The 21,780-nt window shown below is 68.6% G+C and carries 22 protein-coding genes and 1 pseudogene; 9 read left to right on the top strand and 14 right to left on the bottom strand.

What is annotated here, in order from left to right; genetic code table 11:
* Positions 1 to 281 (top strand): annotated as a pseudogene (locus tag ACFYWY_RS36620) (hypothetical protein); the annotation flags it as partial.
* Between the two features lie 473 nt (positions 282 to 754).
* Here the strand turns inward: ACFYWY_RS36620 and ACFYWY_RS36615 are convergent.
* The 9 genes from ACFYWY_RS36615 to ACFYWY_RS36575 form a co-directional block, all read right to left on the bottom strand.
* Positions 755 to 1,750 carry an ABC transporter permease subunit gene (locus tag ACFYWY_RS36615; RefSeq protein ID WP_389195329.1) on the bottom strand — a complete coding sequence of 332 codons (996 nt, stop codon included), beginning with the start codon at positions 1,748 to 1,750 and terminating at the stop codon, positions 755 to 757.
* On the bottom strand, positions 1,747 to 2,688 hold the full coding sequence (locus tag ACFYWY_RS36610) for an ABC transporter ATP-binding protein (RefSeq protein ID WP_389195326.1): 942 nt from the start codon (positions 2,686 to 2,688) through the stop codon (positions 1,747 to 1,749). The genes ACFYWY_RS36615 and ACFYWY_RS36610 overlap by 4 nt, the downstream gene beginning before the upstream one ends.
* Positions 2,685 to 3,116 carry a GntR family transcriptional regulator gene (locus ACFYWY_RS36605; RefSeq protein ID WP_389195335.1) on the bottom strand — a complete coding sequence of 144 codons (432 nt, stop codon included), beginning with the start codon at positions 3,114 to 3,116 and terminating at the stop codon, positions 2,685 to 2,687. The genes ACFYWY_RS36610 and ACFYWY_RS36605 overlap by 4 nt, the downstream gene beginning before the upstream one ends.
* Before the next feature lie 236 nt (positions 3,117 to 3,352).
* A complete protein-coding gene (locus ACFYWY_RS36600) occupies positions 3,353 to 5,182 on the bottom strand; it encodes a sensor histidine kinase (RefSeq protein ID WP_389195324.1) in 1,830 nt (609 codons plus the stop codon).
* Positions 5,172 to 5,900 carry a response regulator gene (locus ACFYWY_RS36595; protein ID WP_389195321.1) on the bottom strand — a complete coding sequence of 243 codons (729 nt, stop codon included), beginning with the start codon at positions 5,898 to 5,900 and terminating at the stop codon, positions 5,172 to 5,174. The genes ACFYWY_RS36600 and ACFYWY_RS36595 overlap by 11 nt, the downstream gene beginning before the upstream one ends.
* A gap of 151 nt (positions 5,901 to 6,051) precedes the next feature.
* Positions 6,052 to 6,867, bottom strand: a complete 816-nt coding sequence (locus ACFYWY_RS36590) for a hypothetical protein (RefSeq protein WP_389195318.1) — start codon at positions 6,865 to 6,867, stop codon at positions 6,052 to 6,054.
* Positions 6,867 to 7,586, bottom strand: a complete 720-nt coding sequence (locus ACFYWY_RS36585; RefSeq protein ID WP_389195315.1) for an SAF domain-containing protein — start codon at positions 7,584 to 7,586, stop codon at positions 6,867 to 6,869. The genes ACFYWY_RS36590 and ACFYWY_RS36585 overlap by 1 nt, the downstream gene beginning before the upstream one ends.
* A gap of 220 nt (positions 7,587 to 7,806) precedes the next feature.
* Positions 7,807 to 8,493 (bottom strand): hypothetical protein, encoded by a 687-nt coding sequence (locus ACFYWY_RS36580; protein ID WP_389195313.1) that lies wholly within the window; start codon positions 8,491 to 8,493, stop codon positions 7,807 to 7,809.
* Positions 8,487 to 8,852 carry a secreted protein/lipoprotein gene (locus ACFYWY_RS36575; RefSeq protein ID WP_389195310.1) on the bottom strand — a complete coding sequence of 122 codons (366 nt, stop codon included), beginning with the start codon at positions 8,850 to 8,852 and terminating at the stop codon, positions 8,487 to 8,489. The genes ACFYWY_RS36580 and ACFYWY_RS36575 overlap by 7 nt, the downstream gene beginning before the upstream one ends.
* 950 nt (positions 8,853 to 9,802) lie before the next feature.
* Between ACFYWY_RS36575 and ACFYWY_RS36570 the strand changes: the two genes are divergently transcribed.
* From ACFYWY_RS36570 to ACFYWY_RS36550, 5 genes are all read left to right on the top strand, one after another.
* Entirely contained in the window at positions 9,803 to 10,702 is a 900-nt protein-coding gene (locus tag ACFYWY_RS36570) for a hypothetical protein (RefSeq protein WP_389195307.1), read from the top strand.
* Between the two features lie 463 nt (positions 10,703 to 11,165).
* Entirely contained in the window at positions 11,166 to 11,501 is a 336-nt protein-coding gene (locus ACFYWY_RS36565) for a hypothetical protein (protein ID WP_389195304.1), read from the top strand.
* A 9-nt stretch (positions 11,502 to 11,510) separates the two neighbouring features.
* Positions 11,511 to 12,905, top strand: coding sequence for a caspase domain-containing protein (locus ACFYWY_RS36560; RefSeq protein WP_389195301.1), 1,395 nt, complete (start codon positions 11,511 to 11,513; stop codon positions 12,903 to 12,905).
* Between the two features lie 409 nt (positions 12,906 to 13,314).
* On the top strand, positions 13,315 to 13,518 hold the full coding sequence (locus ACFYWY_RS36555; protein WP_389195298.1) for a cold-shock protein: 204 nt from the start codon (positions 13,315 to 13,317) through the stop codon (positions 13,516 to 13,518).
* A 489-nt stretch (positions 13,519 to 14,007) separates the two neighbouring features.
* A complete protein-coding gene (locus ACFYWY_RS36550; RefSeq protein ID WP_389195295.1) occupies positions 14,008 to 14,430 on the top strand; it encodes a hypothetical protein in 423 nt (140 codons plus the stop codon).
* Here ACFYWY_RS36550 and ACFYWY_RS36545 read toward each other — a convergent pair.
* Positions 14,394 to 14,717 carry a hypothetical protein gene (locus ACFYWY_RS36545; RefSeq protein WP_389195292.1) on the bottom strand — a complete coding sequence of 108 codons (324 nt, stop codon included), beginning with the start codon at positions 14,715 to 14,717 and terminating at the stop codon, positions 14,394 to 14,396. The genes ACFYWY_RS36550 and ACFYWY_RS36545 overlap by 37 nt on opposite strands.
* Positions 14,718 to 14,943: 226 nt before the next feature.
* Between ACFYWY_RS36545 and ACFYWY_RS36540 the strand changes: the two genes are divergently transcribed.
* Positions 14,944 to 15,915: an alpha/beta fold hydrolase gene (locus tag ACFYWY_RS36540; RefSeq protein WP_389195289.1), complete on the top strand. Its 972-nt coding sequence runs from the start codon at positions 14,944 to 14,946 to the stop codon at positions 15,913 to 15,915.
* A gap of 26 nt (positions 15,916 to 15,941) precedes the next feature.
* Entirely contained in the window at positions 15,942 to 17,090 is a 1,149-nt protein-coding gene (locus ACFYWY_RS36535; RefSeq protein WP_389195332.1) for an IS5 family transposase, read from the top strand.
* Here the strand turns inward: ACFYWY_RS36535 and ACFYWY_RS36530 are convergent.
* The 4 genes from ACFYWY_RS36530 to ACFYWY_RS36515 form a co-directional block, all read right to left on the bottom strand.
* The gene (locus tag ACFYWY_RS36530; RefSeq protein ID WP_389195286.1) at positions 17,060 to 18,253 is read right to left on the bottom strand and encodes a C25 family cysteine peptidase; all 1,194 of its coding nucleotides are present in this window, start codon (positions 18,251 to 18,253) and stop codon (positions 17,060 to 17,062) included. The genes ACFYWY_RS36535 and ACFYWY_RS36530 overlap by 31 nt on opposite strands.
* Entirely contained in the window at positions 18,250 to 20,052 is a 1,803-nt protein-coding gene (locus ACFYWY_RS36525; protein ID WP_389195283.1) for a hypothetical protein, read from the bottom strand. Before ACFYWY_RS36525 ends, ACFYWY_RS36530 begins: the two co-directional genes overlap by 4 nt.
* Positions 20,053 to 20,146: 94 nt before the next feature.
* Positions 20,147 to 21,163 carry a hypothetical protein gene (locus ACFYWY_RS36520; RefSeq protein WP_389195280.1) on the bottom strand — a complete coding sequence of 339 codons (1,017 nt, stop codon included), beginning with the start codon at positions 21,161 to 21,163 and terminating at the stop codon, positions 20,147 to 20,149.
* A 3-nt stretch (positions 21,164 to 21,166) separates the two neighbouring features.
* Positions 21,167 to 21,469, bottom strand: coding sequence for a hypothetical protein (locus ACFYWY_RS36515; protein WP_389195278.1), 303 nt, complete (start codon positions 21,467 to 21,469; stop codon positions 21,167 to 21,169).
* Positions 21,470 to 21,578: 109 nt separating this feature from the next.
* On the opposite strand from ACFYWY_RS36515, the gene ACFYWY_RS36510 reads away from it, so the two are divergent.
* Positions 21,579 to 21,728 carry a hypothetical protein gene (locus ACFYWY_RS36510; RefSeq protein WP_389195276.1) on the top strand — a complete coding sequence of 50 codons (150 nt, stop codon included), beginning with the start codon at positions 21,579 to 21,581 and terminating at the stop codon, positions 21,726 to 21,728.
* The last annotated feature ends 52 nt before the right edge of the window (positions 21,729 to 21,780 follow it).

Below are 21,780 nucleotides of genomic sequence, written 5' to 3'. Positions count from 1 at the left end.
CCGCTCCCACCAGCGCAGCACCACGAGAACATGAACACAGCCACGGTCAGCAGACTTCACCCCACCGAGTGAAGATCACCAACAGCATCCGGAACGTGACGGGTTCGGGCTGCGTGAATGTTCGCCCGGAGAACACTGCGTCGGCGATCCGCCCCGGCAGCACTGCGAAGATCTGGTCCGAGCGGGACTGCAAGGGGAGGTCGCTCGTCGTCGACAAGGACATCGCAGACCTCGGTACCGTTGGCTTCGACAACGACATCTCGTCGATCTTCTTCGGGTGATTCCTGTGCCGCGGGGCGGGACGGCTCAAGAGCGGTGGACCACTTGCCGAGCGCAACGAGCTGCTGCTGGCTGACCTGCGGAAAGTCACAGACTGCGTCAGACGAACAAAGGCCGTCACGATCACCGAAGGACTCTCCCCGAACCAAGATCAAGTGGCCCTGTAGCGGCCCGTGCGTGTCGTGGTCCTTGTCCCGCCGAGGGCGCGGACACGGCCGCGGGGGGGGGGGGGCCCCCGGCGGGCCCCCCCCCCCCCCCCCCCGCGGGCGCGGCCCCACCCCCCCCCCCCCCCCCCCCCCCCCCCCCCCCCCCCCCCCCCCCCCCCCCCGACGGGGGGGGGGGGGGGGGGGGGGGGGGGGGGGGGGGGGGGGGGGGGGGGGGGTGGGGGGGGGGGGGGGGGGGGGGGGGGGCGGCCCGGGGGGGGGGGGGGCCCCCCCCCCCCCCGCCCCCCCCCCGCGCCGCTTGCCGTAGGCCTCTAGTACAGCCGCTTGCGGCCCCACCAGATGATGAACACGGCGACGGGGGCTATGAGTGCGAGCAGGATCGCGGACCCGGTCCACAGCATGGGGGACAACTCCGAGGGGGGCAGGTAGTCCACCGACCAGCCGACGATGTCGTTCTTGTCCAGGCACGCGTTGATCGCCTGCTCGGTCTCCTTGGCGCAGCTGCTGGGGGCGAGGAGCTCTCCCGAGTCGGTGAGGTAGGACTGGTCCGTGTCATAGGCGGTTTCGGGCAGCTTCGGGAACGTGCCGGCGCCGACGCCGTCATGGGTGGTGAGCGTCACCAGGTTGCCGAGATCCATCCAGCGAAAGGCCCAGACGAGCTGCACCGTGACGGCGAAGCCGAAGGTGACCACCATGGACAACAGCGTACGGCGCAGGACCATGCCGATCGCCACACCTGCGACCGTCGTGAGCAGGGTGAGGGCCACCGGCAGCGGGCCCGTGGCGCCGCCGACCACCCAGTAGAGTTCCCTGTTCGTCTTGCTGACCGGTCCCAGCCACCAGCCGAACGCGGCGGAGAGTGCCGCGGTGCACACCGTGACCACGAGCACGGTCATGCCGAGCTTCATGGCGAGCCAGCGGCCGCGGCTCACCGCCTGCGAGGTGACGAGTTTGCCGGTGCCGTGCTCCAGGTCGTTCGCGATCAGCGGGGCGCCCAGGAAAACGCCCACCAGGACGGGCATGAGGAAGCCGAGTGCGGACGAGGTGCTGGACAGCTGGGAGTGGTATGTCTCGAAGCCGGCCGACCAGTCCGGCGACTTCGGGTTGGGCCAGCCGATCCCGTTGAGGTAGTTCATCATGCTCGCGCGCTGGTAGGCGAACCATGCGATGGCCGCGGCGGTGACGGCGAGTCCGGTCCAGAACGCGGCTCGGTGCTGGCGCCAGACCAGCCAGGTCAGTCCGCTGAGCCGCGGGCCGCGGCGGGAGGCTGCGGGGGCTGCGGCGGGGGCGGTGGTCGTGGTGCTCATGCTGCTGCCGCCTTCGGGTAGGCCTGGGCGCTGGGGCTGATCAAGGGCGGTGTGTCGGGGGAGCGGAGGTAGGCGAGGAGGACCTCTTCGAGATTGGGGGGGTCGGCCTGCCAGGTGCCGGCGACGGGTCCGTCGGGTCGGATGAGTGCGGTGACCTGCCGACCGCTGACGCGGGATTCGACGACCGTGTGCCGAGCGAGGTCCTGGGGGACGCCCTCACCTGTGTGGGCCCCGGTGAGCAGGGTATGGGCGGTGAGGAGTTCGTCGACCTCGCCGGCCAGGCGGACACCGCCCGAGGCGATGACGACGAGGTAGTCGCAGATGTTCTCCAGGTCGGCGAGCAGGTGCGAGGACATCAGCACGGTCGTGCCGTGCTCGGCCGCCTCGGCCATCAGGACGGACATGAGTTCGTGGCGTACCAGCGGGTCCAGGTCGGACATCGGCTCGTCGAGGACGAGCAGATCGGGACGCCTGCCGAAGGCCAGGGCGAAGGCCACGCGGGTGCGCTGGCCGCCGGAGAGGGTGCCGATCCGCGCGGTGAAGGGCACATTGCCGGAACGGACGATCTCCTCGGCGGTCTTCTGATCCCAGCGGGGGTTCAGCTCCCGGCCAAGGCGCAGGATCTCGGCGACGGTGAACCGCCGGAACAGCGGCTTCTCCTGGGCGAGGAAGGCGGTGCGCCGGTCGGCCTCCTCGGACCCCGGGGCCGCGCCGAACACCCGGACGGTGCCCGTTGTCGGCTGCAGCAGGTTCACCGCCATGCCCATCAGCGTGGTCTTGCCCGCGCCGTTCGGGCCCACCAGCCCGCAGACTCGCCCGGCCGGCAGCCGGAACGAGCAGTCCTTGAGCGCCCAGCCGCGCCGGTACTGCTTCCCCAGGCCGTACGCCTCGATCGCGGACTCCTCCGCGAACCCCCCATTGCCTATGACCGTACTCACGTGAGCTCCTTGCTTTCACCGCTGTGACTGCTTCCGGCGGTCGCCGCGTTCTCGGCGTACCGCTCCTCCAGGACCGACGCGACCAGGGCAGTCACGTCCTCCCGCTCGAGACCCGCCGCGCGGGCCCGGTCCATCCACGCCGTCAGCTCTCCGCGCAGCGGGGAGTCGGCGGCAGCCTGAGGCTGGGCCAGTGACCGGCGTACGAACGTCCCCAGACCGGGGCGCGGTTCGACCAGTCCCTCCCGCTCCAGCTCCCGGTAGGCCTTGAGGGTCGTGTTCGGGTTGACGGCGCTGGTCTCCGCGACGTCCTTGGCCGTCGGCAACCGGTCACCGGGCAGGAGAACGCCAAGCCGCAGGGCCTGCTTGGTCTGCAGGATGATCTGCTGGTAGGCGGCGATCCCGCTCCGTCTGTCGATACGGAACTCGATCTCCTTCACCACCCTTTAGCTAGTTAGTTAGTGGAATGACGATGGCCGGTGGCGTGGGCCTTGTCAAACCAACTGGTCAGCGAGGACGCGCAGCTGAAAAGCCGCCTACCGCACCCTCTTGCAAGGGAGGAGCGCGGTCGGCGGCCCGAGTGCGGCCGGGGGAGCGGCGGGCCTGACGGAGTGTCATGTGGCGGCAGTTCGTGACCAGCGGTGCGGCGCGGACGTTGTCGCCCAGGTCAAGGCACGGGCACGCCACGAGCCGGGGACAGGCTGTCCGGTTCCGGTCTGTGGGGGAGCCGGATGGTGAACACCGCCCCGGCGCCGGGCTCGCTGTCGGCGGTGACGGTTCCACCATGCGCCTCGACGAACTGGCGGACGATGGACAAGCCCAGTCCGCTGCCGCCGGTGCGTCTGCTGCGGGATTTTTCGGCCCGCCAGAAACGCTCGAAGACATGGGGCAGATCCTCGGGGGCGATGCCGCCGCCCGTGTCCTCCACGGTGAGGATAGCCAGATCGCCGGTCTGCCGGGCGGTGACCGTGACCGTGCCGTCCGCGGGGGTGTGCCGGAGCGCGTTGGAGACGAGATTGCCCAGGGCCTGGCGCATCCTCACCGGGTCGGCGTCCAGCCAGAGGGCGGGGTCGGTGCGGATGTGCAGGCGGATGCCCGAGGCCTCGGCGCGGGCGCTGTGGGCCGACACCACCTGGGCGACGAGTTCGTCCACGCCCACCGGCTCGCGGTGCAGTCTCAGGGCGCCGGCGTCGACGGCGGCGAGGTCCTGCAGATCGTCGATAATGTGCTGCAGCAGCAGTGCCTCGTCGTGCAGGGAGGCGATGAGGTCCGGGGCAGGGTCGAGCAGCCCGTCGCGGGTGACTTCCAGCCAGCCGCGGATATTGGTCAGCGGCGTCCGGAGCTCATGGGCGATGTCGCTGACCATGGCCTTGCGCTGGGCTTCCATCTGTTCGCGGCGCGCGGTGAGATCGTTGAAGGCGGCCGCCAGATAGCCCGTCTCGTCCTTGGTGGTGACAGCAACGCGCGTGTGCCGCTGCGGCGGTTGCTGAGCCGCGGCCGTCAGTGCTCGCAGGGGGCGGACGAGGCGGATGGCGACGACCGCGGTCATGGCGACGGTGACGGCCAGGACGAGCCCCGAGACGCCGACGATCTTGGCCTTGTTGGCGGGGGAGAGGTTGAAACCGGCGGGCTGCCGGCCCAGGCTGCCCAGATAGAGTCTGGCCCTCGGGGCGACGTACGAGTCGAGTTGATTGCGGCGCGCGCTGTCGACACAGCTCTGCGTCTGACCGAACGGGCGGCCGCTGTCGCTCGCCGGGGTGTTGAAGCCGGAAATCAAGTCGATGCCGGCTCCCTCCAGCGGGGTTCCTTTTTCCTGCTCGCGACCGGGGCAGGAGGCGATCAGGGCGTTGAGTTCGTCCAGTGCCTTCTGCTCGGTGCGCGTGGGCGTGTTGAGTTCTCCGTCGGCGCACTGCAGTGGCACAGATGCCTCCCCGCCGTCGGACGTGACCACCGTGCGGCCGCTGGGAGTCTGTCGGCTGCTGCCGTCACTCCCGTATCGCCGCATACACGCCAGGCGCTTCTCGGCAAGCATCTTCACCTCTGCCCGTTCGGCCGCGGGGAGAAGATACGGTCCCACCGCCCGCGGGTCGATCCCGGCAAGCTGGGCCCCCGGTTCGGTGTACGTGTCGGTGTTCAGCGGTTCGACAGTGGCCGAGGCGCGGGCGGGCAGGGCGGTACCCGGGGCGGCGGAGTCGGCGATGGGGTATCCGGTCTCCGTCGTCAGGGCGATGCGCCGGCCCATCGTGCGTGACAGCGTGCGCACCAAGGTCTGCACGCCGTCCCAGTCGGCGTGGGTCGCGGCGTAGCCGCTGAGCTGCCGCAGGACGTCGTTGTCGTCGGAGAGCACCTGACCGCGCTCCTCCTGGATGGCACGCGTGGTGGTCTCCACGGCCAGCCAGGACGTGGCGCCCACGGAGACGACGGTGATCGCCATGGAGGTGAGCACAAGCCGTACCAGCAGGCTCTTGCGCCAGGGAATTCGAGGACTAGGCGTCATGGCGGCCGCCGATGAGCTTGTAGCCGACGCCGAAGACCGTCAGCAGCCGCACGGGCCTGCGCGGGTCGGGTTCGATCTTCTTGCGCAGGTTCATGATGTGTACGTCGATGGCGCGTTCGGTGGAGGCGCGGTCGTGGCCACGGGTGTGCTCCAGCAGTTGACGGCGCGAGAACACCCGGTCGGGTTCTGCGGTCATGGCGTGGAGGATGGCGAATTCGCCGGGGGTGCACGTAACGGGGGTGCCGTCACAGGTCACCAGGTGCCGTACGGGATCGACAGTGATGCAGCCCGCGCGCAGCAGAGGGGAGTTCCCCGCGGGGCGCATGGAACGGCGCAGTACGGTGCGTATGCGGGCCATCAGCTCCCGTGGGCTGTACGGCTTGGTCATGTAGTCGTCCGCGCCGAGTTCGAGGCCGAGCAGCACGTCGTCTTCTGTCGAGCGGGCGGTGAGCATGAGAACGGGTACGTTCCCGTCCTGGCGCAGCATGCGGCACACGCCGAAACCGTCGATCCTGGGCAGCATCAGGTCCAGGACGACCAGGTCGGGTCTGCGGCTCTTGGCCTCGTCGATCGCGGCCCGGCCGTCGTGGACCACGACGGCGGTGTGACCCTCCTGAAGCAGCAGCCGGCTCGTCAGACGGTCCCCGACCTCTTTTTTGATCAGCCGGACGGCCGCGTAGTCCACGACGACCTGCGGGATGCCCGGTGCGCCGAGCATGCCCGGAGCGTGGGCCTGCGCCGACGCCCCGGGCGTCCGCGGGTTTCCGCCCCCGTCCAAGACCGGGTGCGGCCGTCCCGGGCCCTGCGTCACCGGGCCTGGTGCGATCCGGTCACCGAGCGGCGCGACCTGCGGGTTGTGGTGAATCGGGTTAGCGCGCACCGCTCACCGCCCGTCCGTCGCCCGGGGCGGGTGTGCCAAGGCGGGCCCGGCGCATGGCGACCTGCTGCTGAAGCCGGGTCGTCGCCGACCGGGCGGCGCGCATCAGCTCGCACGTCTCGAACTTCCGGGGCTGATCCGCACCATCCGACAGCACCTCCGCCTCGCCCGGCCGCCAGGGCAACGTCGCCACCACCTCCGTCTGCAGGTGCTTTTGCACCTCCTCCTTCGGGAACGGCCCACGGTCGATCAGCACCAGGCCGATCTCGGCCGCGCTGCCCAACTGCTCACGCATCGCTGTCAGGCGTACCTGCGCGCTCTGCAGACCGCGCAGCGTGTTGCGCGCCACCATCAGGACCACATCCGCGCGCTGCGCCAGGACCGCTGAGGGACCGAACACGCCGCGCCGCCCCAGGTCGACCAGCACGTCATGCTGATGGTTTTCGACCCCGCGGAACAGATGGGCCAGCGGCTCCCACACCGGGCCCATCGAAGAGGCGTGCGCCGGGTCGTAGAGGCCGGGCAGCACCAGCCGGTCCTTGCTGCTGGCGTCGGTGACGTCGACCAACTGCCGCCAAAACGCCTCGCCCAGCTGGTTCTGCCGACCGGCCAGCGCGAGATTGCGCAGGCCATGCGTATTGCCGAGGGTGCCTTGCAGGGCGCCGGACAGGATCGCACCGCCGTCCGGATCGCATTCGGCCAGCACGACCCGGTGCCCCGCCTCCAGCGGCCAGGTCAGCAGCAGGGCCATGGCGGTCGTGGTCACACCGGGCGCCCCCAGGCCGCCGGCGAGCGCGATGACGGCCATCAGCTGCCCTCGCGGGAGTCGACGATCAGCGCGACATCGCCGGTCGCCACGCGGGAGGCAAGCGCGGGCCCGTCCGCGCTGGGCACGGCAACGTCGACCACCACGGTGCCGGCGCCGGTCGCCGGGTTCCCGACCTCGACCACGGTGGCCCGAAGGGTCTTGGGGGCAACCTCGTTGGTGGCCTTGCCGCCGCCCGAGACGGCGTCGGGATCCGGGGTGCTCACGATGAGAACCCTCTGGCCGGGCGCGAGCGGCGTGGCCGGCAGCTGCGACGGCTTCAGGCTGACTCCGACCAGTTGCTCGCCCGCCCCGATCAAGGACTTCTTCGTCACCTGGGTCGGCGCGAGCAGTGACCCGGCCTGCAGGTCGACGGCCGCCCGCTGCCCGACCAGGTCGTCGGCCTTCGACGCCTTCACGGACTTCACCGCCGGATCCAGCGCGATCGACGCCTCGCCGAGATCCTCCTTGGTGATCTGCGAACCGACGGGCACGTCCCGGGCCACGATCACCACCGCGGTTCGCTGCCCGGACGTCGCGTAGAGCACCGCACCGGACAATCCGCCGCCGGCGATCAGCGCAACGGACAACGCGATCAGGCCGGGCCGGCGGCGACGCTGCCTGACCATCCGCGGGGCAGCCACCGACTGGAGGGACGGTCCGCCCCTGCCCGGCACCTGTGCGGCGGGGCCGGGCGCGGGGGTGGTGGTGCCTTTGCTCACGGTCTGGTGCCTCCTGGAACGCGCAGGTCTGCAGAACTAGTTGACGGCCTGGGACTCGACGATGGTGAGCTCCACATCGGAGTCGCGAACCTCTGTCAGCTGGCCGCTCGCACCGCCTCCGCCGGCAACCTGCCAGTCGATGCTCCACGTCGCGGTCGCCGTAACCGTGTACGTCCCGCCCGGGGACTTGCTCGACGGCCGGGTGTAGCGGTGACCGCAGTCAGGTGAGGACTTGAGCCCGTACGACGTCTTGTAGACCGTGCCGCGACCGGTGCAGGTGACCTTCGTGCCGTGCGCCCATTGCCCAGACGACCTTCGACACGGCGGCGGTCGCGGTAACGGTGACTCCACCGGCGGAGGCGCTGGCGGTGTTCGGACCCCAGGTCGTGGCTCCCTGGTTGGCCGCCATCCACACCGGCATCCCCACCAGACCCTTGCCGCCCGGCTTCGGATTGATGTTGATGTCGGGGCCGGTCAGGGCCATCTTGTCCACGGCCCGCTGTGCCAGCACAGCGGGGTTGATGGCTTCGGCTTCGGGAGGTTCCGCCAGCCAGCCGACGCTGACCGGCCACACGCCACCGGCGCCCTTGCAGTGGCGCTCGTACACGGCGCCGTCGCCTGGCTCGTGTCCCTGCCATTCCGTGCTGCCTGCCGGTGGCTGGGGGACCAGCAGTTGGAAGAAGCAGGCCGGTTCGTTGGGGTCGGCTGTGCCGTGGCCGTTTGGCAGCGGCTTGCTGCCACCGTCCTGGGTGCCGTCGGAGCCGACTGCGTCGGCTTCGACGCATACGTACATCGCGCACGACGTCGCTCCCGTGCCGGGTCCGCTTTCGGCACCGGCCTGCCCTGCGGAGCCAAGAACGGCCAGGACGGTTGCTGCAGCCGCGGTCGTGCCTCGACGGCTCAGCACTTCTGCTCCTGAGGCTCGTCCCTGATGACCCTCCATCCCTCCGGCCAGCGCTCGACGGTCGACACGATGACGTACTTCGTCAAGCGCTCCGGCGGGAGGGCTGCGGGCTTCTTGGTCGCGCTGTTGATGACCTGCCAGCGCGATACGTCCAGGCAGCTGGAGAGGGTGGCGTTGGGGATCTTGCGGTTGATGTCGAGCTTGGTCACCGTCGGACGGCCGACGGTCACTTCCCCCGTGGTGACCAGGTTCCTGCGGTGCATGCTCTTCGCGTCCGCCTCGGCGTTGATCAGGGCGGCCGAAGCTGCGTACTGCTTCAGGGCGGCGCCCTTGCCGGTGCTGTCCGCGTACAGCTTTTCCATCTCCTGCCAGTACAGCTTGTACGTGCTGATGGCTTCAGTCTTTGCTGTCTCGGCGGGGTCCGCGGGCTTCGATGACTGGCTCGACGCAACGCTGCTGGTCGAAGAGTCCTCGGGATCCTTGCCCGGCTGAATCGCTGCCGCCGGAGCTGCACCCCGATGCGGCGGTGAGCATGCCTGCCACGGCAATGACGCCAACTGCACGGCTTCGCCCGCGGATCATCGGGTGCCTTGACTGGCGGACTGCTGCTGACACGGTGCCTCCCCGTACTGCACGGCGCCGAGCAGGGCTGCCCCTGCCGGCCGCCGGCCAAGGGCAGCCACTGCACGGCCTGGTCGATGCGATCACCGTACGGGCGCATCTGACTACGCGGTACTGCACCAATGCACCATCTGCTCGCGCTGACCTTTCGGGTGTGCACCATCACCGAGCAATTCAGGCTCAGCGACAGCGCATCAATGCACCAACTGCCGCTCTGAACCCATCGGGTGTGCACAGACAACGTGCATGTGAGGTCAGGAGAACGGGCAGCACCCGGCCAGCGGCAGACCTGCGGGGCGCCTGTGTGGGGGCCAGGGTCACCAGTCGACGTGCGCGCTGATCCATCTGGCCAGGCCGTCTTCGTCGCCAGCGGACGGCGGTCTGGGCCGGGGCATCGGCCCAGACCGGAGCCGTTTCACCGGCTCCGGGCCGTACTCCGTTGCTCCAGCGGCCCCGCTTCGTGCATACTCCGCTGGCCCCCCACGCATGGCTCCTCCCCGACACGCCGACCCGGTACCGGTGGAACGTGCCGTTCCAAGATCCATTCCACTGAACAGGACCATGTGTGTCTCCTGCCGAAGTCTGTACGGCCCTCGTCGTCCCAGTCACTCTTCTCTGCGTTGGGATGTTTCCTCTGCGCCCGCAAAGCAGGTTGCTCGCCGGCCCTGATCCGGCCCTGTGGCGAGCAATCGTGCTGGCGGGCGTCGGCCTGTGGCGGCCGGCCGCGCGTCTGATGGCGCAGACCGGGCAGGACTGGGACCGCCGGGCCGTGTACGCCGACCGCCTAGGGCGCGCTGGGGGCTGGCTGTGGCCGCTGTGGGTAGGGGCGTGGGACCGGGCGCGGCCGGGTGACCCAGACGCGGCGCTGGTCCGGGCCCGGGCACAGGTGCACCACGCGTGGCGGCTGCGCGGTGGTCGCTACGCGAGTCACACTGCGGCGTGGCGGTTCCGGCTGTTCCACAACGCCTTGTTCAAAGCGCGCGAGAACCTCTCCAACGCAGCTCTGCTCAACCCGGACGACCCAACTCCGCACGCCGCCGAGATCTGGCCGGCGCTCGGGCTCGGCTACACCGACGACATGATGCGCGAGCTCTGGGACGAGATCGTCAAGCGCGCACCGCACCACTTCGAGGCCCACTACAACGCGCTCCAGTACTGGAGCGACAAGTGGCGGGGCTCGCACGAGAAGGCACAGGTGTTCGCGGAGCAGGCCGCCGACGAGGCCCCCGCGGGCACACTGTTGGCCACGCTGCCCCTGTTCGCCTGGTACGAGACGTATCTGGCCCATGCGAGCAGGCACGACGTTGATTCCCCGCAGGTCCGGGCCATGGTCGACACCGCGCTGGCGGACATGGAGGCAGCCGCCGGGCACCCCGCTCTGCCCGACGTTCACCACATGGTCGCCTACTGCCTGACCAAGCAGGGACGCCACCGCGAGGCACTGCGGCACTTCCGCGCGGTAGATGGCTGGGTCGAGGCGCTGCCCTGGCGCTACCACAGCAACCAGCGGCTCGCCTACCGCGGCGTCCGTACCGCTGCCGCCCGCGGCGCCGTCACCGAGGCCGTTAGACGGCGGTTGCGGCGCGGCTGACACTGCCCGTTCCGGGGCAAGCGCGGGGCACGGCGGCGAAACGCCGGTCGAGGAGATCCACGCACTCGTGAAGGCCCGGCACCTGCCCAACAGCTTGCTCACGCATCAACGCCATGGCCTGCATGTTGTGACCAGTGGCAACCAGACGGTCCGCCTCCCGCTCCGGTCAGGGTATGGACGGCGCCCTGTACGGGGCGAGCCATCTTCCTGGAGCGTGACACGAGTCGGCCGGCGGCGGGGTGACGCGGCATCAAGCCCGCGAACCTGCCCGTGAAGGACAGCCCGCTTGCCACGGAACCCGGTCTCGGCGGACCTGGGAGAGCGCGCGGGGTAGCGAGCACGCTTCGACTGGCGTGTGCTGGTCTACGGGCGGCAGCGGGAGCGGTGCCTCATTTTTCTCACTCGCCGGGGGAACTGACCACGTTTCACTACACTTGGCGCATCGGATGCCAGGGGGGACGTCATGCATGAGGCCGAATCACCTCTCAGCGAGCCCGCACTGCCTTTTTGGGTGTCATACGACGAGGAGAGCGAAGAGCCCGGGGACACGATGGCGCTCTTCGGTGACAGCGGCGAGGCCGCCTTGCGAAGCGTGCCGCTGGGCCCCTTGCGTAAGAATCTGACCGAGGCCGTGGACGCGCTGCAACAGCTGTTCACCGACGTCGCCGCGCGCGGCGGGCCGCTGCCGCTGCGGGAGGCGCACCTGTCCTTTCAGGTAACCGCTGCCGGCGGTGTGCAGTTCATCGGAACTGCGCAGATGCAGAGCAGCCGCGGCATCGTCTTGGTCTTCAAGCAGTGATCAGCCAGCATGCCGCAATACAAAGCCCTGCTGATCGGGGCCAGCAACTACGAGATGCCGGGGGTTCCCCCGCTCCCCTTCGTTTCAGGAGACCTCAGGCGCCTGGAATCCGTCCTGGAGCGTCGCGGCTTCCACGACGTGCAGGTGCTGTCGACACGGCCTGACGGAAAACAGGTCTCGGCCAACTACGTGAATGCAAAGGTCAGCGGCTTTCTCCGGCGCGCTCGGCGAGGGGACACGCTGCTCATCCTGCTGAGTGGCCACGGAGTGCATGCCCGCGGTCGCGACTTCCTGGTGCCGGAAGACATCGACGAGGATATGCATCCCTTCGAATCGGGGTGCGTGCCGATCGACTGGCGGCAGCAGCTCGACGAGACCCTCGCCGAGCATGTGGTGATCCTCATTGACGCCTGCCGGGAGGGCATCGACCAGGCGTCCATGGGTGTCGCGGGCGTCAGCCAGTGGGGCAAACAGAAGATCGGTGCGGCGCTGCGCCGCAAGGTGGCATACATGTACGCGTGTTCGCCCGCACAGGTAGCCCTCTTCGTACGCGCCGACGAAACAGCTTCTGCTGGCACCACCCATGGCACGACGCCCGGGGAGTCGTTCAGCCTCTTCTCACGCTCGGTGTCGGACGTGGTGGCCCGGTATCCGGGCACGGAGGTGCTACCACTGGGCGCGTTCATGGAGGCTGTCCAGGACCGCGTGACGGAACTGCACCGGGCGTACGGGAAGAAGGGCCAGCCGCAGATCGTGCGGGTCGTCACCGACATTCCCTCCGACCGGTTCTTCTTCCTGCCGAGGACAGGGCAACCGCTGCCGCCAGTCACGCCAGCCGTTAGTGCCGCAACCGCCCGGGCCGGTTCGGCCATGGCTCTGGGGACAGTCGGTCGGCCATCGTTCACATATCCACCCTCGCCACCTGCAAAGCCCCCGGCCCCCGTTCCGCGTCAGGTTCCGCGAAGGTCGCGGGCTGCGAAGGCCGACGGCAGGCACAACCGGTGGATCCGGCGCGCCATGGTGAGCGGGGTTGTTCTCCTCGTGGCCTTCTCGGTACTGATCGGCTGCCAGAAGTGGATCAATGGCCAGTACTTCGTCGGCGCGAGCGGGGAGCATGTCGCCATCTATAGGGGCGTGAACCACAACGTGGCAGGGATCTCTTTCTCTGACACGTACATGGACCATCCGGAGATCGAGCTCAAGTATCTCCCCCCGTATCAGCGCAAACAGGTCGAGAACACGATCACGATGGACAACGTCGACCAAGCTAGGACCAAGGTCTTTGAATTGGCTGCCCAGGCCTCCGCGTGCAAGAAGGACGAGCAACGCCGCGACAGCGGCGGGAACTCCCTCAGCGGCAGTGAAGAGGAGCGGAGGTTGGCCGCCAGTTGCGGAAAGCAATGAGCTACTGGTCATCTGCGGGGCGAAGGCGCCGACTGCCTGCCGCGTTTGCTGGCCCCGCCCGGCGTGGAAGCTCCCCGCTCGCCGAGAGATTTTCAGGTCGACTGATGGCCGGAAGTCGCGAGGCGCCGGATGCTTCGCACGGCGACTGCCACGCCCAGTGGGGTCATCCTCGCCGTCCGGCGCCCATGGCGGTTCGACCGGCACACGCTTTGCGCGGTTCCGTGCCCCGGCCCGGACCCCGGCTGTTGCTCTCTGGCAGCGGACAGTTTCGCCGTGTAGCGTCGCTGTTCGATGTCGTGGTTCGCAGTACCTGCCCGCGCTGATGCGTGGGCGCTTTGCTGTGCAGGGCCAGGGCGTTCACCTCCGGGTCCGCCCGGTGCGGATCCGATATCGACTGAGAGGCAGCAGCATGGCCAGCGGAACCGTCAAGTGGTTCAACTCCGAAAAGGGTTTCGGGTTCATCTCCCAGGACGGCGGCGGGCCGGACGTCTTCGCGCACTACAGCAATATCAACTCCACCGGCTACCGCGAGCTCCAGGAAGGCCAGGCCGTGACCTTCGACATCACCCAGGGCCAGAAGGGCCCGCAGGCGGAAAACATCACTCCCGCCTGACCACGCGACGAGGCATCACCGGGCTCCGGAGCGTGCGCTCCGGGGCCTGGTCCGTCGCCGGAGCAGCCAGGGCGACCCTTGTCACAAGCCCGGTGCCCGCCACGCAACGACTCCAGGTCATGTCCCCTGGTGTGGTGTAGCGGCGGGCAGTAGTTCTCTGCCCTGGGTGGTCAGCAACCTGTCGCGGTGCCCCGTCAAGTGGTGATGGCATGGACCGTCGCGTGCGCCGGGCCAGGAAGCGGTTCGCGAAGAAGGTGATCCATGGGCTATTTGCGGCCCGACCGCGATCGACCGCTGTGGTTGCGGTACTTCGCTGCCGTACCGTCTCACGCCTCGTGAAGAGTAGCCGCCGGCGACTGAGACTTGAACGTGTTCAAACTCCGTGCCAGAGTCATGCGTTCTTGCTCATCGGTCGCGCACGCGGCCTGCGGAACCCGCTAGGGGTGGAGTGTGTTGCGTTCCTGTCGTACTGCGCTGATCTTGCTCGCCATGGCCCTCGCCCTGACGGCCTGTGGCAGGCTCACCGTCATGCCGCCGCCCGACGGCAAACCGGTCGTTCTGAGGCCGGCCGAACTTGCGGCCACGTGGACCGATGCCGACGGCGGCACCCTCACGCTGAAGCCGGACGGGACGTTCATCGCCGACAAAGTCTGCGTCGCCGTCCGCTGGTACGAGGGTTTGGCCTGGTCCGGAACAGGCACCTGGAAGCAAGGCTCCAACAAAAGGCAAAGCTTCGTCGGTATGACCTTCGACGCCGATCACCCCGTCGACGCCTATCACCCCGAAAGGGTTGAGCGGCGGCCCGACTCCTACGCCGCCTTGAGGCAAGACAAGGTCCTGATGCTCTGGGTCCCCATCGGCGATCCGGACAACGATTATCCACACTGCAAACTGACCAGCCCGGCGAGTTGACCCGGCTGCCGCACGGCCGGGTGAGCTGCACCTGGTCCGGAAAGGTAGACGACAGCAGGCAGGCCGTAGGTGACCACGGTGCGCCAGTTGTCCGAGTGGATGGTGAACAGGTTGCGCGACCAGCCCGAGAGCCACTTCGCCGCGTCGTGGACCCAGGAGACCGCATCGTTGGCGGTGTTGGCGTCGAACAGGCAGAAGGCGATCCACAGGATCAGGATCAGTGCCGTGATGTCCGCGATGAGGAGGATGACCGTCCCCGCGGGGTTGCCGCCGTAGCGTCTGGACATGTCCAACGACTAGGGTCCGTCTTCAAAGATCACCAGGTGATGGATCATGGTCGGGTGCGTCGACATGAACTCATCGATAGTGAGTGGGAGTTGCTGGACCCGCTCATACCCGGGCCGGGACCGGTCGTCCTCGTGTGGACGACCGACGGAAGGGGGTGATTCCCGGTTCCCTTCAGGGCGCGCTGCGTAGACTCCCCGTAGTCATCCGCTCGAGGAGGGGCATGCGATGAAGGGCATACGAGCGGGCGGCACCGCCCTCGCCGTTCTGGGCGCCGCCGGTGTGGCGGCGGCACGGGCCGCCGCCGATCGGATCGCGCGGAACCCCGATCCGTATCCGCTGGACCGGCTCGCGCGGGAGCCCGAAGGCGAAGAGGTGTTCATTCCGCGGCCGGACGGGACGGTGCTGCGGGCTCTCGTGGCCGGGGAGGGACCGGCGGTCGTGCTCGCCCACGGCTACGGCGCCTCACTGCTGGAGTGGAATCTGATCTGGGAGGAACTGCGATCGGCCGGCCACCGTGTCATAGCCTTCGACCAGCGGGGCCACGAGCGGTCCACGCTCGGCCGTGACGGCGCCGGCTCCGGGCCCATGGCGGCGGACTACGCCGCCGTGCTGGAGCACTTCGACGTCACGGACGGTGTGCTGGTGGGCCACTCCATGGGCGGCTTCCTCGCGATCCGTGCGGTGCTGGACCACGGCGAGGTCGTCCGGCGCCTGAGCGGCCTGGTGCTCGTCGCCACCTGGGCGGGCCGGATCTACGACGGAGCGCCGCAGACCCGGCTGCAGATCCCGCTGATCAGAGCCGGCATCATCCAGCGCTGGATGCGCACGCGAACCGGCGCGCTCCTCTTCGGCGCCGCCCAGTGCGGCCGCCGGCCGTCCCCGGCGATGATCTCGGTCTACCGCGATGTCTTCCTACGGCAGGACCACGCCCCGTTGCTGCCGGTGGTGCGGGCCTTCGCCGCGGAGGACCGCTATCCGCGCCTCGGCGAGATCACCGTGCCCACCGTCGTCGTGGTCGGCGCCGACGACCGCTCGACACCGCCCGTCCACGCGCAACGGATGGCCGCGGGCATACGCGGTGCGCGGCTGGTTACCGTGCCCGGCGCGGGCCACATGATCAACTGGGAAGGCGCCGACGCTCTCGTCGAAGCCGTCGAGTCGGTGGCCGCCCCTGCCCGGGACGGTTCGGGAAGCTAGGGTCCGTCTTTAAAGATCACTAGGTGATGGATCATGGTCGGGTGCGTCGACATGAACTCACCGATATTGAGTGGGAGTTGCTGGCTCCGCTCATACCCCGGGCCGGGACCGGTCGTCCTCGTGTGGACGACCGACGGATCCTCAACGGCATGGTCTACAAGATCCGCACCGGCGTCACCTGGCGAGACTTGCCCGAACGCTACGGGCCCTGGAAGACGGTCTACACGCGCTTCCGTCGGTACGCGCTGGAGGGCGTGTTCACCCGCGCCCTCCAGCAGATCCAGGCCCAGGCCGAGGCGGTCGGCGATATCGACTGGCTGGTGCAGATCGACTCCACCATCGTCCGCGCGCACCAGCACGCCGCCGCCACCGGCCGAAAAGGGGGCGGCACCGGCGGGAGGAACCGGCGGGAGGAACCGGACGATCACGCCCTCGGCCGATCCCGAGGCGGACTGACCAGCAAAATCCATCTGGCCTGCGACGGCCGCGGACGACCGCTGGCCATCCTCCTTACGCCCGGCCAGCGTTATCTCGGGTCCCCGTACGGAGTGAGGCTTGTTGACCGAACCAACTCAGGAGTCTTCGCAGTCAGGTCGAGTTTCTGCTCGCCGCTGACGCCGCGCTCGTACGGCATGGATCGGCTGCGCTGGTTCCGGTTCTTGTGGGTGCTCGGGATTCAGCCCGTCGCAGCAACCAGGCAGGAAGGTGACGTCTGTGGAGTTGTCGGTGACCCGCAGGCCACCGGCCGCGAAGAGGTTGTCGAAGGTCAGCAGTCCGTGAAGGAACGAGTCGAGTGCGCAGGCCGGATGAGGAGGGCGGTCGCCGTCGGGGTCGATGTCGTTGCAGCTAGCGATGCGCATCACCGCCGTCCCGATCTCGGCGGGGGAGAGCCCGCCGCTAAGAGGCAGGAAGCTGAACGACTCGATCTCGGCGACAGGCCAGAGGTCGAAGCCGTCAGGTATGTATATCTCCAGGACGGGCTGCATCACGATCGCCCGGCGAAGTGCTGCGCATCCCGCGCCCGTATCACCTCCCGATTACGCCGGGCACCCTCGTCTCGGCCATGGGAGCTGAGCCTCTTCGCTTGTACCGCCCTGAGCAGATGCGTGCCGTGCTGTTCTTTGTCACCTGCGCCAGGAGCGCTTTATCGGATCCTCAAGAACGGATCGCCGTAGAGGACGTAGAGCAGGCCGAGTGGATTACTGCGGTCGGTAAACAGCCGCCGTCGGGCGAGCACGACGGCCTCGCCGAGCGTTCTTCGATCCAGAAGGGAATCGTAGAGGCGCACGGAGAAGGCGACGGCGACCTCCTCGGGGACATCGGTTTCGGTGCCGATGAAGCCACGGTGCTTGTTTTTGAGGAACCAGCGCGGAAACGATCGACGGGTCGCCTTGTCGATCTTCGCCGACCCGCAGGCATTTGCGATGATCAGCGAGCGGACCGTGTCAGCGGTCTCCGGGCCCCGCTGCTGTGCTCTCTGTCGAAATCCCTGTCGGATTCTGCCGAGCGAGATCCTGCATTCACGATCGCCCGAGCCACCAAGAATCAGGGTGTAGCCCTCGTCCGTCTGATTGATGGTCGTGCAGTGGCAGGCGAAGTGCTGGATCTGGATAGGGCAGGAGCGTGTGCCGCCGTCAAGGGCTTTGGTGGGATCGTAGAGGGCGTCCACCAGACGCTCGATGACGGTTTCGGGTGGAATTCCGGTCTCGGGCCAGGGGCCCTCTACGTCGATTCCTCCGTGCGTTGCCAGGGATTCAGCGCCGGCGCCCGTGACGATCTCCGTGTGGCTCAGGAGCTGCACGGGAAGTCGGGGGCTCGCCCGCAGGTCTTCGATCTCGGCGGTTTCACCCGTGGTGCGGCGGACCGCCGCGCCGAACCCGAGGAATCGGCGCAGTGCGTCCTCCGCCTCGGCGTAGTTGACGAACTCCTGCACAGGTGTCGCGTCGAAAAGGGGAAGCAGTTCGAACGGAAAGTCCTCGTCGTGGCCGCGGATCTCGACCAGCGGGATGACCTCGGTCGGCAATTGCCACTGCGGCCAGGCGTTGACGAGCCGCGTTCTGATCTCGTCGAGGAGTCCCACGTTGTCGTCGACCAACAGGTAGGCAATCTGCCCCATGGAGTCGTCGAGTTGACGCACCGCCTGACTCAGTTCTGTGAGTGTGGGTGTGGGGTAGGTGAGGCCCGCCTGAAACCGCGTGAGAATGAAGTCGACCTTCTCCCGGGCTGATGCCAGGCGAGTGTGGGGGCCCAGGTCGAGGTCGCACCCGTCGATCGTGAGGACGACGTTTCCCCGGGCGGACTCCATGTCGAACACCGCGAGCGGTTGGCCCGAGATCATGACCGCTGATCCTTGGCGATCAAGGTGATCTCAAGGTTCTGGATGGTCCGGCCGTGCTGGGCGACGCGGACCCAGAGCCACGCCGATTCCGCCACGGTGTGGTCAAGCCTGACCGGGAAGCGAACTCCGTCCTCACCGCGGGGCTCTACCACGACGGCCCTCTCGTGCTGGCGGAGCGTCGGGATGTTGCTGTCGATGGACACCGCGAACTCGACGGTGCGGTGGTCGTTGCCACCGCGAATGCGTACAGGTGCGGTCGCGGCGTCGGTGTTCGGGTGGTGCCCGATGGCGACGACCAGCTCGTACGGCTGATCGCGCTGCAGGAGCGCTCGGCGGGTGTCGTCGATCGCCACCGGGCTCACACCGTTCTGCAGAAGTATGACCGAGAGGTGACCGTCGAAGTTGTCCAGCTTCGGTCCGGCCAGGGTCCGCTGGAGTGTCCGCTCCACTGCCGGTTCGAGCGTCTCGTTCAAACCGCGCTCCACGCCGCCCAGGACCGACGCAGTCATGGCCTCGGGGAGCTCACGGCCAACGCTCTCGTGGACGGCGCGGGCGACGCTGCGGTCTACCGTGGCGTGCAGCCGACGGGGGAGACCGTCGATGGCCTCGGCCAAGGCGGCGCTTAACTCGGCCGAATCGGACTCGCCTTGGGACGTCGTTTCGGAGTAGCGCTGGAAACGGTCGGCTACGCGGCCACCCGCCAGGGCTGCGGAAAGCGCCAAGAAGAGCGCGCGCTCGTCCTTGGGGCTCCTCGGCCGCCGCCAGCCGAGGGCGTCGAGCATCGGGAGGCGCTGAAGGTCGACCGTGGCCTCCACCAACTGGCCATGGCTGACTGCGCGTTCGACGGCCTGCTGGTAGAAGGTTCGGCAGAAAGCCAGCGTTCCCGCGGCCGCCGCGAGGAGAGCCGCCGACGGCACCGGCCAGCCCGGTGCAGCAGCGGCCGTCACTACCAACCCCACGGTTGCCACGAGCCAACCGGCGGCCAGGGCGGTTGCGGCATCGGCTCGCCGCTCCACGTCGCCCAGGCGACGCTGCTCCCCTTCGGACAGCAGTACGGTGATGCGTGGCCAGGCCAGGCTCACGTCCAGTCCGTAGCGGCGGTGCACGCGCTCCACAACGGCCGCCTCGGCATTGCCGAGCGCTGTCGGCCGGAGTTCGCCGGCGAGGCGGAAGCTCAGGGGAGTTCTGTCGGCGAGGGGGATTCTGGCCGCCAGGAACTCGTCGAGAGCCCGCACGAGGTCGCTGTCGTGGCCGAGCGACGCGGCGATTCGGTGGTTTATCTCCTCTTCGCCCTCCCGGGGCAGATCGTTAGCCGCTTCCCAAAGCGCCAAATGAGCGACTTCACGCCGCAGCTGATCAAGGGGTGGCCAGAACGACGGATCCCCGCGAAACTGCTCGACGGCTCGGGCGAAGCCGCGGGCCAACTGCTCTGCGTGCTGGTGAGACGGGGTGAGGCCCTTCGCCCAGAGGGCGTCCATGATCACCTCGGCGGCCTCATCGGCAAGGTCGGCAGGCCCGGTGAGCGATGAGATGAAAGTGACCTGGCTGCGGTGGACGAGCTGGTCGCGATGCCGCCGCTGTAGGTGAACGGCCCACGAGGCGAGTCGGGTCGGCCACCACATCCCCCGGAGCAGGCCGATGACGAAACGCAGGCAGGGGTAGGCGACGAGGAGCAGCAGCGAGACCGCAGCCAGCCATGCCGCCGCTGCGCGGACTTCAGATCGGCTCCCCGTCAGGGCGGTCGAGGACACGAGGTCGTACCCGGTTCCCCACAGGTAGGCACCGGTTGCGAGCGCCACGACCAGGACTGGACCCAGGCCCCAGAGCACGGAACTGACGTCCCGCGCCGCTGGGGGCGGACATGCTGGACCGGCTGTTTCGTGATCGACCATCTCAGGGCCCCTTGTCAGCGGCGACGACGGACACGGTCCCCATGGGATGGGGCGGTGCAGTGGTGAACACGACCGTCCGGGCAGGGCAGTCGGGTGTGGGCAGCGTGATCACGGTTGGGGCGGAGAGGCTGCCGCCGGTCTGCAGCGCCTGCAATGAGCGTGCGGAGCAGCCGAGTTGTCGCATACCTGCCTCGTTCAGCGTCAAGGTCACCAGGCGGGGCAGACGCACGGTCTCCTTTGGTTCGGGTGCCAGACCGAGCAGGGTCACCCCTGCGGCGATCACGGCTACCGACGCGATTGAAGCGATCAGAGCCTGGCTGTACCGGGTGCCCACCACGTCGGTTGCCTTCAGCCGGTAGGCGTCGCGCCGGATGGTGTCCCGCCGTGACACCTGATCCGTGAGCACCGTCAGCCTGGCGGCATCGGCGTCGGCCCTTCGTGCCTGTTCCGTTGCCAGGCTCCGTTTGAGGGTGGCGTCAGCGCGGGCCTTTTCGGCGCTTCGTCTGAGGGCTCTGTTGTCGGCTGTTGCTTCGGCCGCTTCTGCCGCGGTCTCCGCCTGCTGCGCGTCCGAATCGGCGGCCTTCGCCGCGTTGCGGGACTGTGCCGCCTCGACCTCCTTCTCGGCGAGGTCGTCGCGGAGGCGCTTCAAGTCCCGGTCCAGGTCCTTGAACGTCGCGTACGGTTGACCGGGAATCCGCTTTAGGTCGAGTCGCTGGATGTCTGTGTCCTCCAGGGGGACCGGCGCGAGCACACGGGCGAAGCCGAGGACCCCAACGAGAGCCCCCAGCGCGGCCAGCGCCACGCCGAGCGCGAGCTTGACCGGGTCGAACCCCACGTCGCCCGGCGCTCGGACCACGGATGCCAGAACGGCCAGGCTCGGGATGGCCCCGAGGGAGGAGGCGATCCAGCGGGCGGTGGTGCGCGTGCCCTCGGCAGCGGCAACCGCCTCGTCCACGAACACAGGCGGCGAGGGGGTGGAGGCGCCGACCTGAGCGGGGTCGGGTGACGAGTCGGCCATCTGTCAGACCAGCTCGATGCTGATGGGATTCGGCGGTGGCCCTTCGATTTTCAGAAGCTCAAGGAGCTTGAAGAGGGTGGGCTGGAATCCGACGACCTCCACTACGCCCGCATCGGGGACCAAACGGGTGGCCGTCCTCAGGTACCGGTGGAAGGCGTCCAGGGACATGACATCCTGATCCTCCATTGCTGAGGCATCGGCCATGACCTCGTCCGCGCGTACCGGAACCAGGGGGATGCTGCGGCACTGAACGCGGACCCGCCGTCCATTCGGCCAGCGCACCTCCAGATTGACTGTGAGCGCCATTACCCACCGCGCCTTCCGTGTTGTGCTGGCTCCCCTTCCGACAGCTTGGTTCTAGCAGGTCCCTGGGGGCGACGCATGGCGGGCGCGGCGTTCAGGTGGCCCGATCCAAGTGCGGAGGCATCCAGTCAGGGGATGCCTGTGCGACGTCCGGCTCGCCTGCCCGGACATGGCCCCGGCCTACGACCTCGCCCGCACCTTCCACGACCTCGTCAGCAAGCGTCCCGGAAACCTCCTGCCCGAGTGGATCCAGTCGGGCTGAGGCGTCTTTGTCCAGCTGACGCGGTTGGTCACAGGCCGAGGCTATAGCGTCG

This window comes from Streptomyces sp. NPDC002870, from assembly GCF_042888505.1.
Classification (GTDB): domain Bacteria; phylum Actinomycetota; class Actinomycetes; order Streptomycetales; family Streptomycetaceae; genus Streptomyces.
Note: the sequence above shows the minus strand (reverse complement) of the source record. Positions and strands in the feature narration are given on the sequence as shown.